The sequence below is a fragment of the Ruegeria sp. AE4 genome, from assembly GCF_056542185.1.
The window spans coordinates 200291-214390 of the sequence record NZ_JBQFZK010000001.1 but is presented as its reverse complement, the minus strand read 5'-3'; the positions used below and the strand labels follow the sequence as shown (position 1 = coordinate 214390).

At 58.7% G+C, this 14100-nt stretch carries 15 protein-coding genes; 9 read left to right on the top strand and 6 right to left on the bottom strand.

All coding sequences use genetic code 11. The features are described from left to right. Positions 1-35: 35 nt before the first annotated feature. Positions 36-1781 (bottom strand): arginine--tRNA ligase, encoded by a 1746-nt coding sequence (argS, locus tag ACR0EK_RS01090; RefSeq protein WP_480564373.1) that lies wholly within the window; start codon positions 1779-1781, stop codon positions 36-38. 252 nt (positions 1782-2033) lie between these two features. Continuing rightward, entirely contained in the window at positions 2034-3173 is a 1140-nt protein-coding gene (locus ACR0EK_RS01085) for a deoxyguanosinetriphosphate triphosphohydrolase (RefSeq protein WP_480564369.1), read from the bottom strand. Positions 3174-3249: 76 nt separating this feature from the next. On the opposite strand from ACR0EK_RS01085, the gene ACR0EK_RS01080 reads away from it, so the two are divergent. Together ACR0EK_RS01080 and xth are read left to right on the top strand one after the other, a co-directional pair. Then, the gene (locus tag ACR0EK_RS01080) at positions 3250-3573 is read left to right on the top strand and encodes a HesB/IscA family protein (protein ID WP_267363969.1); all 324 of its coding nucleotides are present in this window, start codon (positions 3250-3252) and stop codon (positions 3571-3573) included. A 280-nt stretch (positions 3574-3853) separates the two neighbouring features. Further along, the gene (xth, locus tag ACR0EK_RS01075) at positions 3854-4633 is read left to right on the top strand and encodes an exodeoxyribonuclease III (RefSeq protein ID WP_480564366.1); all 780 of its coding nucleotides are present in this window, start codon (positions 3854-3856) and stop codon (positions 4631-4633) included. Positions 4634-4637: 4 nt separating this feature from the next. Here xth and ACR0EK_RS01070 read toward each other — a convergent pair whose 3' ends face one another. After that, a complete protein-coding gene (locus tag ACR0EK_RS01070) occupies positions 4638-5786 on the bottom strand; it encodes an FAD-dependent monooxygenase (RefSeq protein WP_480564363.1) in 1149 nt (382 codons plus the stop codon). A 71-nt stretch (positions 5787-5857) separates the two neighbouring features. Continuing rightward, positions 5858-6280, bottom strand: coding sequence for an RNA polymerase-binding protein DksA (gene dksA, locus ACR0EK_RS01065; RefSeq protein WP_209504868.1), 423 nt, complete (start codon positions 6278-6280; stop codon positions 5858-5860). A gap of 381 nt (positions 6281-6661) precedes the next feature. Between dksA and ACR0EK_RS01060 the strand changes: the two genes are divergently transcribed. The 7 genes from ACR0EK_RS01060 (at position 6662) to ACR0EK_RS01030 (ending at position 12283) form a co-directional block, all read left to right on the top strand. Beyond that, positions 6662-7507: an AAA family ATPase gene (locus ACR0EK_RS01060; RefSeq protein ID WP_480504831.1), complete on the top strand. Its 846-nt coding sequence runs from the start codon at positions 6662-6664 to the stop codon at positions 7505-7507. A gap of 109 nt (positions 7508-7616) precedes the next feature. Continuing rightward, positions 7617-8066, top strand: coding sequence for an N-acetyltransferase family protein (locus ACR0EK_RS01055; protein WP_480564360.1), 450 nt, complete (start codon positions 7617-7619; stop codon positions 8064-8066). Beyond that, entirely contained in the window at positions 8063-9430 is a 1368-nt protein-coding gene (locus ACR0EK_RS01050) for a DUF2927 domain-containing protein (RefSeq protein WP_480564357.1), read from the top strand. Before ACR0EK_RS01055 ends, ACR0EK_RS01050 begins: the two co-directional genes overlap by 4 nt. 7 nt (positions 9431-9437) lie before the next feature. Continuing rightward, entirely contained in the window at positions 9438-9608 is a 171-nt protein-coding gene (locus ACR0EK_RS01045) for a hypothetical protein (protein ID WP_209503658.1), read from the top strand. 4 nt (positions 9609-9612) lie between these two features. After that, complete coding sequence (locus tag ACR0EK_RS01040; RefSeq protein WP_480564354.1) at positions 9613-10797, top strand: vWA domain-containing protein; 1185 nt, start codon at positions 9613-9615, stop codon at positions 10795-10797. A 101-nt stretch (positions 10798-10898) separates the two neighbouring features. After that, positions 10899-11495 (top strand): NAD(P)H-dependent oxidoreductase, encoded by a 597-nt coding sequence (locus ACR0EK_RS01035; RefSeq protein ID WP_480564351.1) that lies wholly within the window; start codon positions 10899-10901, stop codon positions 11493-11495. 101 nt (positions 11496-11596) lie between these two features. After that, on the top strand, positions 11597-12283 hold the full coding sequence (locus ACR0EK_RS01030) for a M48 family metallopeptidase (protein WP_480564347.1): 687 nt from the start codon (positions 11597-11599) through the stop codon (positions 12281-12283). 71 nt (positions 12284-12354) lie between these two features. Here ACR0EK_RS01030 and ACR0EK_RS01025 read toward each other — a convergent pair whose 3' ends face one another. Continuing rightward, positions 12355-12897, bottom strand: a complete 543-nt coding sequence (locus ACR0EK_RS01025; protein ID WP_480564344.1) for an RSP_2648 family PIN domain-containing protein — start codon at positions 12895-12897, stop codon at positions 12355-12357. Then, complete coding sequence (locus ACR0EK_RS01020) at positions 12894-14096, bottom strand: RSP_2647 family RNA methyltransferase (RefSeq protein ID WP_480564341.1); 1203 nt, start codon at positions 14094-14096, stop codon at positions 12894-12896. Before ACR0EK_RS01020 ends, ACR0EK_RS01025 begins: the two co-directional genes overlap by 4 nt. Between the last annotated feature and the right edge of the window lie 4 nt (positions 14097-14100).

Here is a 14100-nt window from a genome sequence, read left to right as displayed (position 1 = left end):
TGCCTACCTCATACCGGCGGTTCGGGCGATATTTTTTACCGCATCTCCTGCGCCGGAGTAACGCCAAGAATACCCAAGCCCGCTGAAATCACAACAGAAACGGCCCGGGCCAAAGCGATTTTTGACTGGCTTGTGGCAACATCGCCATCCTGGATGAAACGCAATTGCGTCTCGTCATTGCCCTTGTTCCACAACGCGTGAAAGTCGCCTGCAAGTTCATAAAGGTAAAAGGCGACCCTGTGCGGTTCATTGGTCCGGGCGGCAATCTCGACCAGCCGTGGCCATTCTGCCAGCTTCTTGGCAACAACCAGTTCCGAGGCATGATCGATCTTGCTCAGGTCAGCGTCCGCAAGGGTCGCATCATCAGCCGCAATTCCAGCTTCGGCCGCACGGCGCAGCACGCTCATGACACGGGCATGTGCGTATTGAACGTAGAACACAGGGTTCTCGCGGCTTTGTTCCAGCACCTTGTCAAAATCGAAATCCAACGGCGCATCGTTCTTGCGGGTCAGCATAACAAACCGCGTCACGTCCGGGCCCACCTGATCGACCACATCGCGCAGAGTGACAAAGTTCCCTGCCCGCTTGGACATCTTGAACGGCTCACCATTCTTCCACAGCTTCACCAGCTGCGTCAGCTTGATATCAAGCGGCACCTTACCGTCGGACAGCGCCGACACAGCTGCCTTCATTCGTTTGACATAGCCGCCATGGTCGGCGCCAAACACGTCGATCAGCGCGTCAAAGCCACGGGTCACCTTGTCATAGTGATAAGCAATATCCGGGGCAAAATAAGTCCAGCTGCCATCCGATTTCTTGACAGGGCGGTCGACGTCATCGCCATGTTCGGTCGATTTGAACAGGGTCTGTTCGCGTGGCTCCCAATCCTCGGGCTTTTTGCCCTTCGGCGGCTCGAGCACGCCTTCATAGATCAGGCCCTTGTCAGTCAGCGATTGCAATGCGGCCTCAATCCGACCAGTGCCATAGAGCGATTTTTCCGAGAAGAACACGTCCATCTCAACGCCCAGCGCTTTCAGGTCAGCGCGGATCAGATCCATCATCGCGTCGGTCGAGAACTCACGCACCTCTTCCAGCCAGTCACTTTCCGGCTTGTCGATCAGGCTGTCGCCGTATTTCTCTTTCAACGCCTCACCGATCGGGATCAGGTAGTCGCCAGGATAAAGACCTTCGGCAATTTCGGGGCTCAGACCATTGGCCTCGCGATAGCGTTCGTAAGCCGAGCGCGCCAGCACATCCACCTGCGCGCCGCCGTCGTTGATGTAATACTCACGGGTCACGTCATGGCCCGAATAGGCCAGCAGGCTTGCCAGAGCGTCACCGAATACCGCACCCCGTGTATGACCCACGTGCAGCGGACCGGTTGGGTTGGCCGAAACATATTCAACGTTGACCTTTTGCCCATGGCCCATAGTCGAGCGGCCATAATCGGTGCCCTTCTCCAGCACAGCCGCCAGCACGCCTTGCCAGACCGACGGTGCCAGCCGCAAATTGAGAAAGCCCGGACCTGCCACATCGGCGCTGGTGATGCGGTCATCTGCCACCAGCTTCCCTGCCAATGCCTCGGCAATGTCACGCGGTTTCATCCTGGCCGGTTTTGCCAGCACCATCGCCGCATTGGTCGCCATGTCGCCATGCGCCGCATCACGCGGCGGTTCGACCGCCACGTTGTCAAAACTCAGCCCCTCGGGCAACGCGCCTTCGGACTGCATCTGTGCCAGCGCGTCCAGTACAAGGCCGCGGATCTCGGAAAACAGGTTCATTTCGGATGTCCTTTTGCTTGCCCGGCGGTTTACCATGCATCACGGCAAGGTCAATGGACGCCTATTGTTTGGACATGGTTTGCGCCCAATGTCTGCCAATGGCGCCCAGATATCCTCTGTCTGAGATTTCAAGTACCCTGCGCACTGTCCGTCGTACGGCTTCTGATCATCGCTTCCCGCCTGCGCAAGGTACCAATCAACCCGCAATAAAGGTCGCAAACATGGACCATTACCCGTTTCATTGCGGCGCAATCAGCCCGTCAGCCGGGCGTGATCCTGCAAAGCGAAGCGGTCGGTCATTCCTGCAATATAGTCCGATACGATCCGGGCCAGAGCAGTCTCGTCCGCCGCAGCTTCAATATCCTCGTGCCAGCGTGCCGGCATCTGTTTCGGATCGTTCAGGTAGATCGGGAACAGGTCTTCGACAACCGTTGCAACCTCGGCCCGCACCTTCATGACGCTGGGTGCGCGATACATCCGGGTGAACAGGAACGCCCTGATTTGTTTCAGATCCGCCCAAGTCCCGGTCGAGAATTGGATGACAGGATGCCCAAGATGGCGAATCTCTTCGACCGACTGCGCGCCCGAGGCCGCGATCAAGTCGCGCGACGTTGTGATGACGTCTGCCACCATGACCCCAAAAACCCGCCGCAGTGCTTCATGACGCCGCCGATACGGATCAAGACCGGGGTATTTCGCATCCACATCCGCATAACACGCCCCCACGATCGGAAGGTGGCGCAGATCATCATCTTCAAACAACCCCGCACGCAACCCATCCAGAAGGTCGTGATTGTTGTAAGCAATGTCATCAGACAAGGCCGCCACCTGCGCCTCGGCACTTGCATGGGTATGAAGTTCAAGGTCAAAGCCCTGGTTGCATTCCGCCAGGGCCCAGGGCAATTCGCCAACAACCGGGCCGTTATGCTTGGCGATACCCTCCAGGCACTCCCAGGTCAGATTGCATCCGTCAAACCCGGCATAATGCCGCTCCAGCTTGGTTACGATCCGAATGGCCTGAGCGTTGTGATCAAACCCCCCGTAAGGCGCCATCAGCGCGTGGAGGGCGTCCTCACCCGTATGACCAAAGGGCGTATGACCCAGGTCGTGCGCCAACGCTACAGCTTCGGTGAGTTCAGCATTCAGGCCCAACGCCCCTGAAATTGTTCGCGCGACCTGAGCGACTTCGATGGAATGGGTCAGCCGTGTTCGATAACTGTCACCTTCATGCTCGACAAAGACTTGCGTCTTGTGCTTGAGCCGCCGAAACGCACTGGCGTGAATGATCCGGTCGCGATCACGCTGAAAGCATGACCGGAAGCTGCTTTCTTCCTCTGGCACCAGCCGCCCCCTTGCGCGGTCTGGGTCCGAAGCAAAACCCGCTCTGTCCAAAGGCCTTGTCCTTGTCGCCTGTCTTTTGGTTTCATATATTGTAGGACGCTTGGGAAATAAACCTTTGGAGACCGGCATGAATCTGCCCCCATCAGTCACCGAACGCGCCTTTGACCGCCTTGCCGAAATCGGTGCCGCGGAACAGGGGCAAGCCCTGCGTGTCGCAGTGGAGGGCGGTGGATGTTCCGGTTTTCAATATGAAATCGCTCTGGACACGCCAAACACCGACGACCTCATTCTTGAAGGCAAAGGGCAGAAAGTCATCGTCGACCCGGTCTCTCTGCCCTTTCTTGAAAACGCGGTGATAGATTTTACTCAGGAACTTATTGGTGCGCGGTTTGTGATCGACAACCCCAACGCCACCTCTTCCTGTGGCTGCGGCACGTCGTTTTCGATGTAACCGGTGGGGGCTTTGCCCCCACACCCCCAGGATATTTTCAGCCAGATGAAGCAGGGATCCGCTCTCTGACCAAAACGACTAGAGAGCTTCACCTGGCGCGGTCATCGGCGTCCCCGCCTGTACCGCCCTTTCAAGTATCGAGAAAATGGTTAAGGATCAGTTTCTTCATCTGGCTAAAAATATCCCGGAGCGCGAGGCAGAGCCTCGCTAGTCCGATCTCCGACTTGCCGCTGGGCCCGTTCTGAGCGATAGGTTGCCACAAGGCTTCGGAGGATCGCGCATGAAAATCGCCACGTTCAACATCAATGGCATCAAGGCGCGAACCGAGGCGCTGCCCCGCTGGCTGGACGATGCCCAACCCGACGTTGTTCTTCTTCAGGAAATCAAATCCGTCGACGAAAACTTCCCCCGCGAGATGTTTGAAGATCGCGGGTACAACGTGGAAACACACGGGCAAAAAAGCTTCAATGGTGTCGCGATCCTGTCGAAGCTTCCGCTGGAGGATGTATCACGCGGCCTTCCCGGCGATGACAATGATGAACAGGCACGCTGGATCGAGGCGACCGTCGTGGGCAAAAAGGCCCTGCGACTCTGTGGGCTGTATCTGCCCAACGGGAATCCGGCACCCGGGCCGAAATACGATTACAAGCTGGCCTGGATGGAACGGCTTTACGACCGCGCGCAGGCCCTGATGAAGTCAGAGGAGCCGGCCCTGATGGCCGGAGACTACAACATCATCCCACAGGCCGAGGATGCCAAACGCCCCGATGCCTGGCGGGAAGACGCGTTGTTCCGCCCGGAAAGCCGGTCCGCCTTTCGAAAGATTCTGAACCTTGGCTTTACCGAGGCCTTCCGCGCGACAACGCAGGGTCCCGACCACTATTCTTTCTGGGATTATCAGGCTGGCGCGTGGAACCGGAATGACGGAATTCGGATTGATCATTTCCTGTTGACGCCACAAGCGGCCGACCTCATGCGGGATTGCCAGATTGATGCCGCTGTTCGGGGGCACGAAAAGCCATCCGATCACGTTCCTGTCTGGATTGACCTGGATCTTTGAGGCCCTAGGCAGCCGTGACGTCGTGACTGTAGATCCACTCATAGCGTTGTGACAACCGGGCACCAACGACCCGCAGCACACATTGCGCAGCCATACGGGCTGGACCGCGCAGATGAAAGTTCCGCGCATTTGACCCGGCCGCCGCGACAACGCGCTGCGCCCTTGGCTTGCGGGTTGTTTCATAGGCCGCCAGTGCGTTGGTGATACCCGATCGTTCGTCAAACGCGCGCGCCAGCACCCAGGCGTCCTCGAGCGCCAGACATGCCCCTTGTGCCATGAATGGCAACGTCGGATGGGCCGCGTCCCCTAGCAGAACCAATCGGCCATTCTGCCAGTTTTGCGCGACAGGCCGCAGAAACAATGCCCACAGATGCACATCGGTGACTTTCGACAGAATGTCGCGCACGGGGCCACCGAAATCTGCAAATCGCTTACGCAACTCGTCAGGATCGCCCGTCTGACGCCATCCTTCTTCCCGCCAGTCCGAACGCTCCTCGACCGCGACAATGTTCATCATGCTTTCGTCGCGCAACGGATAGGTCACCACATGCCGCCCCGGCCCCATGGTCAGGGACGCCGAAACCGGGTCGCGACCGGGCTGCCAGGGGATGGTGGCGCGCCACGCCACCTGATGCGTGAACTCCGGCGTCTCTGCCCCGTTCAGAGCCGGGCGGAGCACGCTGCGGCCGCCATCGGCCGCAATGGCGCATTCAGCGCGAATTCGCTCGCCTGACGCCAAGACCACCTCTGCCTCGTTGGGATGCTTTTGCACATGCAGAACTCTGGCGCCCAACCGGATATCCACGCCTGCCGCACAAGCCGCGTCATGAAGAAGGTTCAGAAGGTCGGCACGGTGATAGTAATAGGTCGGACCAGCTGAGGGGCCCGGCAGTTGACTGACCACGCGCCCTTTTCGGTAATCGCGCAAGACCGTTCCATGGGACTTCTGCCCGACGGAAAGACCCGTGACACCAAGGGCATGAAGAACGCGCATCCCGTTCTCACTGATCTGCAAACCAGCACCGACTTCGGTCAGGGCCGGGGCTTGCTCCAGAAGCGTGACATGCGCCCCACGGTGTTGCAGCGCCAGTGCCGAGGCCAGCCCGCCGATTCCGCCGCCGATTACACAGAATTTCAATCCGTCTATCTTCATGACACCCGCATAACGCAAAAACGCCGGAGCCACAGGCCCCGGCGCTTGGATTTCTTACACATACCCGGCGATTAATCGTCGCGGTGGACCTTCTCGCGACGCTCGTGGCGCTCTTGCGCTTCAAGTGTCATGGTTGCAATCGGTCGCGCGTCCAAACGCTTCAGCGAGATCGGATCGCCCGTCATTTCGCAATACCCGTATTCGCCATCATCGATCCGGCGCAGGGCCGAGTCGATCTTTGCGACCAGCTTTCTCTGACGATCACGGGTCCGAAGTTCCAGCGCACGGTCTGTTTCTTCGCTGGCGCGGTCCGCGACGTCCGGAATGTTGCGGGTGTTGTCTTGCAGCCCTTCGATGGTGTCGCGGCTACCAGCCAGTAACTCTGTCTTCCAATCCAGCAGCTTGCGACGGAAATACTCAAGCTGACGATCATTCATGAAAGGCTCATCTTCGGCCGGACGGTAATCTTCCGGCAGAAAAACTTCCTGCTTCATATTTGCTCCCTCGGTTTGGCCAGTGACGTCGTTCGCGGCTGTTTCAGCTGACATTTGGCTCTCCCTTCTGCGCAGCGTTTAGCCGACGGGCGGTGGAATGTCACTACACAAACGTTGCACGACAGTGCACCCCCGCGGATTTGTCTAACTATGAGACAAACATCAACAAAACCTTGTATTTCTATGAAATTTGACAGGCTTTTTTGGGGCGACAGGCACAACGCCTGCGAATGGTCTTTACCGGAATCAAGCAAAAGGGCTTGGAGTTGCAGCACAATTCCCGAGGGGCGACGCAGGGACGCGGGTTGTAAAAAACCTTGCCGCTCTGTAACCCGGAAACCACAAGCTGCCCGTCCAACACAATATACGCACGAGAGGCCCATGACCGCACGTTTCCAAGGTACAGCCGAATATGTCGCCACCGACGATCTGACCATTGCCGTGAACGCCGCTGTCACGCTTGAGCGCCCCCTGCTGGTGAAGGGCGAGCCCGGTACCGGCAAGACCGAATTGGCAAGGCAAGTGGCCGGTGCGCTGGGGCTGAGAATGATCGAGTGGAATGTGAAATCCACCACCCGCGCGCAGCAGGGTCTTTATGAATATGATGCCGTCAGCCGCCTGCGTGACAGCCAATTGGGCGAAGAGCGTGTCCATGACGTGTCGAACTATATCCGCAAGGGCAAGTTGTGGCAGGCCTTTGACGCCGACGAAAAGGTTGTTCTGCTGATCGACGAAATCGACAAGGCGGATATCGAGTTCCCCAATGACCTGTTGCAGGAACTCGATAAGATGGAGTTCCATGTCTACGAAACGGGCGAGACGGTCCGGGCCAAGCACCGCCCCATCGTCATTATAACCTCGAACAACGAAAAAGAGCTGCCCGACGCGTTCCTGCGCCGCTGTTTCTTCCACTATATCCGCTTTCCGGACGAGGCAACGATGCGCCGGATCGTTGATGTGCATCACCCCGGCATCAAGGACGCACTTCTGACCGCCGCGCTGACGCAATTCTATGAAATCCGCGAGACGCAAGGGCTCAAGAAAAAGCCCTCGACCTCGGAGGTGCTGGACTGGCTGAAACTGTTGCTGGCCGAAGACCTGACGGCGGAAGACCTCAGGCGTGACGGGGCCAGCGCGCTGCCGAAGCTGCATGGCGCCTTGCTGAAAAATGAACAGGATGTGCATCTGTTCGAACGTCTTGCATTCATGGCACGTGGCAAACGCTAGCCTGCGTGTGAACAATCTGTGATCACGGCTTGCCATTGGGTATCTCGGGTGTCAGCATCGAGATACCTGACGCAACCGCGTTGCAAAGCAGCAGTATTGGGGTCATCACTTGGCGAACGCTCAGACTATCCGGACCCTGCGGGCCGAGGACAAAGATCAGTGGGCCGAAATGTGGCGGGATTATCTGGCGTTTTATGAAACCACCCTGCCTGAAAACGTGTATGAAACGACCTTTTCCAGATTGGTGGGCGACGACCCGCAGGATTTTTCCTGTTTTGTCGCGGAACAGGATGGTGTTTTGGTCGGACTGACGCACTACCTGTTCCATCGCCACGCCTGGAAAGTGGAAAAGGTCTGTTATCTGCAAGACCTGTTCGCCCGACCTGAAACCCGAGGAACGGGCGTCGGTCGCGCCTTGATTCAGGCGGTTTATGAAGAGGCGGATCGCCAGGGCGCCCCATCCGTTTACTGGCTGACGCAAGAGTTCAACACCACGGCACGCCACCTTTATGATCGCATCGGCACCCTGACACCGTTCATCAAGTACGCCCGCCCATGATGCGTTTGGGCGCCCTTTTTCTGGCGCTGGTTATCGCTGGCTGCACGTCTGTCGAGACAATCGAACTCGGGAACGATGTCCCATATGTCGAAGTGGCGTTGCCGCCGGCCAAGTCTTTTGCGGCACCCCGCCCTTCGCCACCGGCACGGTCCAATACGAACATCGCGTCGGATTTCCTGTCCCTGCATTTCGAACTGGAAAGCGGGGCCGCACTGCCCGTGTTCACGCGGTTCGAAACGCCGATCACCGTTCGCCTGACCGGATCGCCGACACAAAGTATGCAGCAGGATTTGACCCGCCTGCTGAACCGCCTGAAGCGCGAGGCGGGTATCAACATCCGACAAATCAACGACGGGCAGGCCAATATCACGATCGAAGCGGTCAGCCAGAAGGACATTCTGCAAATTCTGCCAAACGCGGCCTGTTTCGTGGTGCCAAACGCGTCCAGCCTGACCGAGTATCAGCGCGACCGCCGCAAACCCAAAAGCAGTTGGGTTGAGCTGCGCCAGCGCGAAAGATTGGGGATTTTCATCCCCTACGATGTCAGCCCGCAGGAAATGCGCGATTGTCTGCACGAAGAACTGGCACAGTCCCTTGGTCCTCTGAACGACCTCTATCATCTGCCGGATTCGGTGTTCAACGACGACAATATTCATACGGTCTTGACCGGGTTCGACATGCTGATCCTGCGCGCGGCTTATGCGCCCGAACTGCACACCGGCATGACCCGCGATCAGGTCGCTGCCGTCATCCCCGGAATTCTCAGCCGTCTGAATCCACGCGGCGACCGACTAGCTGCGCAACCCCCCACAAATACCCCCCGAGAGTGGATCAACGCGATCCAGAAATCACTGGGACCGGGGCCGGGTTCCCCCCGACAGATGCGCGCCGCACAAAAGGCAGCCCGCATCGGGCAGCAACTGGGATGGACGGATCACCGCCGCGCCTATCCCCACTACCTGATGGGCCGGATGGAGCAGTTTCGTGACCCGGCAGAAGCCCAGCGGCAGTTCAAGATCGCGCAACAATTTCTTCGCGCGACGCCCGGAACCGAGGTTCATCAGGCTTATGTCTTAACCCAGACCGCAGCCTTTGCGCTTGCGCAGGATCGCGGGCCCGAGGTCCTGCCCGAACTGGATCAGGCCATCGACGTGATGACCCGCGCGGAAAACGCTTCGCTTCTGGCAACCTTGCTGCTGCTGAAGTCCGAGGCCTTGAAACAGGCCGGTCAATTGCAGCAGGCACGTGCCGTCAGGCTGGACAGCCTTGGATGGGCGCGATACGGGTTCGGTTCGGATTTGGTGGCTCAATCTCTGGCTCAAAACAGTGGCCGAAGCCCCGCTGACAGCACGAAAGACGGATGAAACGCATATGTTGCTAGTACTGGGAATGGCGATACTGGGTGCAATCCTGGGCGCTTTGACCGCAAAAAAACGCAATGGAAACGGCGCCGACATGGCGCAGTATGCCGCCGGATATGGGATCGCTTTTGCGCTTGTGGGGCTGGTGATCTCGCTGGTTCTGCTTCGCATGGTGGCGTGACGCGATGTTCCTGCCCTTTTTCGAAAACCTCCGCAAAGCGGGCATCCCGGTATCGCTCCGGGAGTATCTGACTTTTCTGGAAGGCATGAAAAAAGGTCTGGTCACCTATGATGTCGAAGCATTCTATTACCTTGCCCGGGTGTCGATGGTGAAGGACGAGCGCAATATCGACAAATTCGACCGCGCCTTTGCCGCCAGCTTTGAGGGATTGGGCGAGATCAGTTTCGATCAGGTGTTGGAAGCTGTCGATATCCCCGCCGATTGGCTCGCCAAGATGGCCGAGAAACACCTGTCGGACGAGGAGAAAGCCGAAATCGAAGCGCTTGGCGGTTTCGACAAGCTGATGGAAACACTGCGCGAACGACTCAAGGAACAACAAGGCCGCCACCAGGGCGGCAACAAGTGGATCGGCACCGCCGGAACCTCTCCGTTCGGGGCCTATGGGTACAACCCTGAAGGCGTCCGTATTGGTCAGAAAGAAAGCCGCCACCAGCGTGCGGTCAAGGTCTGGGACAAGCGGGAATTCAGGAACCTGGACGACACGGTTGAACTGGGCACCCGCAACATCAAGGTCGCCCTGAAACGCCTGCGCCGCTGGGCGCGGGAGGGAGCAGCCGAAGAGCTGGATCTGGACGGCACCATCCGCGCCACGGCCGAGCATGGCTATCTGGATGTCAAAACCCGGCCCGAGCGTCACAACGCGGTGAAGGTGCTGTTGTTTCTGGACGTCGGCGGCTCGATGGACCCGCACATCAAGGTGGTTGAAGAGCTGTTTTCCGCTGCAAGAACCGAGTTCAAGCATCTGGAATATTACTACTTTCACAATTGCCTGTATGAAGGGGTCTGGCGCGACAATCGCCGCCGCTGGAACCAACAGACCCCGACCCACGAAGTGCTGCGCACCTATGGATCCGACTACAAGTGCATCTTTGTCGGCGACGCCTCGATGAGCCCCTATGAAATCGCCTATCCCGGCGGTGCCAATGAACATTGGAACCAGGAAGCCGGGCAAGTCTGGCTGCAACGCGCGCGCGAACAGTGGGCGTCAAACCTGTGGATCAACCCGGTGCCCGAGAAATACTGGGAATATACCCATTCCATCAGCATGATCCGCGACATCTTTGAAGATCGCATGGTGCCCATGACACTGGCTGGTCTGGAAAAGGGAATGCGCGAGCTGACGCGGTGAAACACACCATCAGGTATTCCTGCTGATTAATACCTTGACCTCAAGCAGGGTTGAGCTTTCACAGTAACCCGGTTGCCGTTTGAAAACCTGAGGAGCTGACTGTGCATCTGCTGACAATCCTGGATCACCCAAAGCCGAACTCCTTTACGGCCGCCGCTGTCGCGAAACTCTGCGAAGGCGCAAAGGCGGCTGGCCATACCACCGAGGTTGCGGATTTGCATGCAGAAGGGTTCGATCCACGCTGGTCAATGGCGGATATAGAAGGCGAAGCAGGCACGGGCGCACCGCAAGACATACTTGCGGAACAAACACGGATTGCGCGCGCCGATGCAATCTGCCTGGCCTTTCCGTTGTTCTGGTGGGGAATGCCTTCGATGATGAAAGGCTGGGTCGACCGCGTGTGGATGTGGGACTGGGCCTACGATCAGTTGGACGACCCGGAAAAGTCCCTCCAGAGGTCGCGAACAGGATTACTGTTGGTGCCAGCCGGTGCGCGTTCTGACGAAATGGAAGCCAAAGGATACACCGACGCGCTTGAGACACTCTGGACCAAAGGCACGTTCGGGTATTTCGGGTTTTCACCCCGGAAACTCGAGCTGTTGCATGGCGCGACCGGATCAGCCCCGCGGCGACAGGCGCTTTTGGAACATTGCTATAAAATTGGACGTACGCTTCCGCAACCTGAAAGCGATCCATGAACACGGTCGCGCTCTGCAGCCTCACTTTGAAATGCGGCTGGATTGTGAGAAGCTTCTATTTTCCATTTGCTCTTGGGGTGTTGAAAACCCATATCTAGCCCATGCTGCGTCTGACCCCTATCCTGCTGGCCATTGCCTATGGAATTGTGATGTACCGGATTTCCGTCTGGCGCACCCATCGGGAACTGGACGCAAAGTCGACCGAGCTTGTTGACCCGGCCCTCAAGCGCATGACCGACCGGCTGGCTGCCGCGCTCGAGATCGAGCGGGTTCCGGTTTATATCTACGAGATCGACCCGGTGAACGGGCTGGCCGCGCCGGACGGGCGGATATTCATCACGCGGGGATTTTACCTCAAGTTCCGCAACGGCGAGGTTTCGGCTGAGGAAATGGCCAGTGTAATCGCGCATGAGTTGGGCCATGTGGCGCTGGGTCACGCGCGGCGGCGGATGATCGATTTTTCAGGGCAGAATGCGATGCGCACGGCGCTGATCATGGTCCTGAACCGGTTCATCCCTTTTGTCGGAGCTATGATTGCCAATGCGTTGACCGCACTGATCGCCTCGCGCCTGTCGCGGGGGGATGAGTATGAAGCGGATGAATATGCGGCCGCCTTGCTGACAAAAGCCGGGATTGGGATCGGTCCGCAGAAATCACTGTTTCACAAGCTGGAAGAGTTGACACAGCAACGCGCCGGGGTGGTCCCGGCATGGCTGATGAGCCATCCCAAGACAGATGAACGTGTTGCGGCGCTGGAAAAGCTTGAACAGCGTTGGGCACAGCAGTGAAGCCTGTGCTGCGAGAGGCCAGCCTCTCGCGCTCTCCGGGATATTTTGGGCCAGATGAAGCTGGATCCCGCTCAGGTGGCGAGTGCCTTGCCCAATCGCGGAAGCCGGGCTTTTTTCATGAGCGCGCGAAGGGTCCATTTTTCGGCTGAGAGGCGATTGGCCTCTGTCAGGACCCGAGTGGCAAGTGTGCTCATGCCTTCTGGATTGGATTGCCAAAAGCCGTACAGCAGGCTGTCGGGATCTTGCCGGTCAAGCCCTTCATCAGTCAGGATATTTCTGGGAAAATCCTTGGCATTAACCGTGACAATCAGATCAGCGGAAGCAGCTATTGCTGTGGCCAGCACGTGGACATCTGCGGCGTCCGGCAGCCACAGGCGGTTTTGAAGACCCTCGTTCGCTGGACGTTCGGCATCCGGCCAGGCCGCTTGCACCAACGCGATCTCGGCGCGCGCCTGCGCCTCACCTGTCGGGCCCAGCTTGCGGGCGGCGCGGGCCCATTCTTCAAGGATGCGGGCGGACCAGAGCGGGGTGAAATGCCCCAATCGCGCGGCACCCAACAGCATCTCGCGCATGACCGTGGGATAGAGGACGCAAGTGTCGAGAACAGCCTTCATAGGCGATAGAACACCGCTTTGAGGTAGCCGCTTTCCGCCAGTTGCGGCAGTTGCGGGTGATCCGGCCCGGCAAATCCGGTGTGGATCAGTTGCGCCTGTCGGCCCGCCCGGCCGATCCCGCGGGAGGAGGCGTCGCGGAACCGCCCCAGATCGGCGGCATGAGAACACGAACACAGCCCCAGATAGCCGCCGGGTTTGACCAGAGGTGCGGCAAGCCGTGCGATACGCTCATAAGCGCGCAATCCCGCATCCAGCGCTTGTTTTGAGGGGGCAAAGGCAGGTGGATCACAGATGACCACGTCAAACGCCGCACCCTCGTCCCCCAATTGGGTCAACACATCGAACGCGTCGCCCTGCCGGGTCTGGAACCTGTCGGCAAGGCCCGAAGCCTCGGCGCCTTTGGTGGCCAGTTCCAGCGCGGCCGCAGACCCATCGACGGACAGCGCTTGTCCGGCACCTGCGGCCAGCATTGCCAGACCAAAGCCGCCGACATGGCTGAACACGTCCAGCACCTGCGCTCCGGGATGTACCAGCCGTGCGGCAAAGGCATGGTTGGGGCGTTGATCGTAAAACAGGCCGGTTTTCTGACCTCCGGTCAGGTCGGCCATATACGTGGCACCGTTCATCGGCACATGCAGGGGTGCGTCGGGTGCGGTGCCGTGCAAAGTCTGGTTCTCATCGTCCAGCCCTTCCAGCCCGCGCGTACGGCCCGAGGCGTTTTTCAGCACCGTCGTCACGCCTGCGACCTTGATCAGCGCGTCGGTGAGCGTATCCAGATGCATCTCTGCCCAGGCCGCGTTGGGCTGGATGACACAGCTATCGCCAAACCTGTCGATGATCACACCGGGAAAGCCATCGGCCTCGGCATGGACCAGACGGTAGAAAGGCGCATCAAACAAGCGTTCACGCAGTGCAAGGGCGCGGCTAAGGCGGGTTTCGAACCAAGTTTTGTCCAATTGTGCGGTGGTATCACGATCCAGCACCCTGCACATGATTTTTGAGTCAGGGTTGACCGCCACCAGCGCAAGCGCCGCGCGGTTGTCATCCTCGAGAATCGCCAGAGCGCCTGCGGGGATCTTGCGCGTGCGGCGGTCGGTGACAATGTCATTTGCATAGACCCAGGGGAAGCCATGGCGCAGCCCGCGCGCGTTGGCTTTGGGTTTCAGGCGGATACGGGGGCGGTCGGCAGATTGGGTCATGGCG

Excerpts from the sequence above, each read along its gene's own strand:
- argS (WP_480564373.1), bottom strand. The coding sequence starts at position 1,781 with ATGAACCTGTTTTCCGAGATCCGCGGCCTTGTACTGGACGCGCTGGCA.
- ACR0EK_RS01080 (WP_267363969.1), top strand. The coding sequence starts at position 3,250 with ATGAATCTGCCCCCATCAGTCACCGAACGCGCCTTTGACCGCCTTGCC.
- xth (WP_480564366.1), top strand. The coding sequence starts at position 3,854 with ATGAAAATCGCCACGTTCAACATCAATGGCATCAAGGCGCGAACCGAG.
- ACR0EK_RS01070 (WP_480564363.1), bottom strand. The coding sequence starts at position 5,786 with ATGAAGATAGACGGATTGAAATTCTGTGTAATCGGCGGCGGAATCGGC.
- dksA (WP_209504868.1), bottom strand. The coding sequence starts at position 6,280 with ATGAAGCAGGAAGTTTTTCTGCCGGAAGATTACCGTCCGGCCGAAGAT.
- ACR0EK_RS01060 (WP_480504831.1), top strand. The coding sequence starts at position 6,662 with ATGACCGCACGTTTCCAAGGTACAGCCGAATATGTCGCCACCGACGAT.
- ACR0EK_RS01050 (WP_480564357.1), top strand. The coding sequence starts at position 8,063 with ATGATGCGTTTGGGCGCCCTTTTTCTGGCGCTGGTTATCGCTGGCTGC.
- ACR0EK_RS01045 (WP_209503658.1), top strand. The coding sequence starts at position 9,438 with ATGTTGCTAGTACTGGGAATGGCGATACTGGGTGCAATCCTGGGCGCT.
- ACR0EK_RS01040 (WP_480564354.1), top strand. The coding sequence starts at position 9,613 with ATGTTCCTGCCCTTTTTCGAAAACCTCCGCAAAGCGGGCATCCCGGTA.
- ACR0EK_RS01030 (WP_480564347.1), top strand. The coding sequence starts at position 11,597 with ATGCTGCGTCTGACCCCTATCCTGCTGGCCATTGCCTATGGAATTGTG.
- ACR0EK_RS01025 (WP_480564344.1), bottom strand. The coding sequence starts at position 12,897 with ATGAAGGCTGTTCTCGACACTTGCGTCCTCTATCCCACGGTCATGCGC.
- ACR0EK_RS01020 (WP_480564341.1), bottom strand. The coding sequence starts at position 14,096 with ATGACCCAATCTGCCGACCGCCCCCGTATCCGCCTGAAACCCAAAGCC.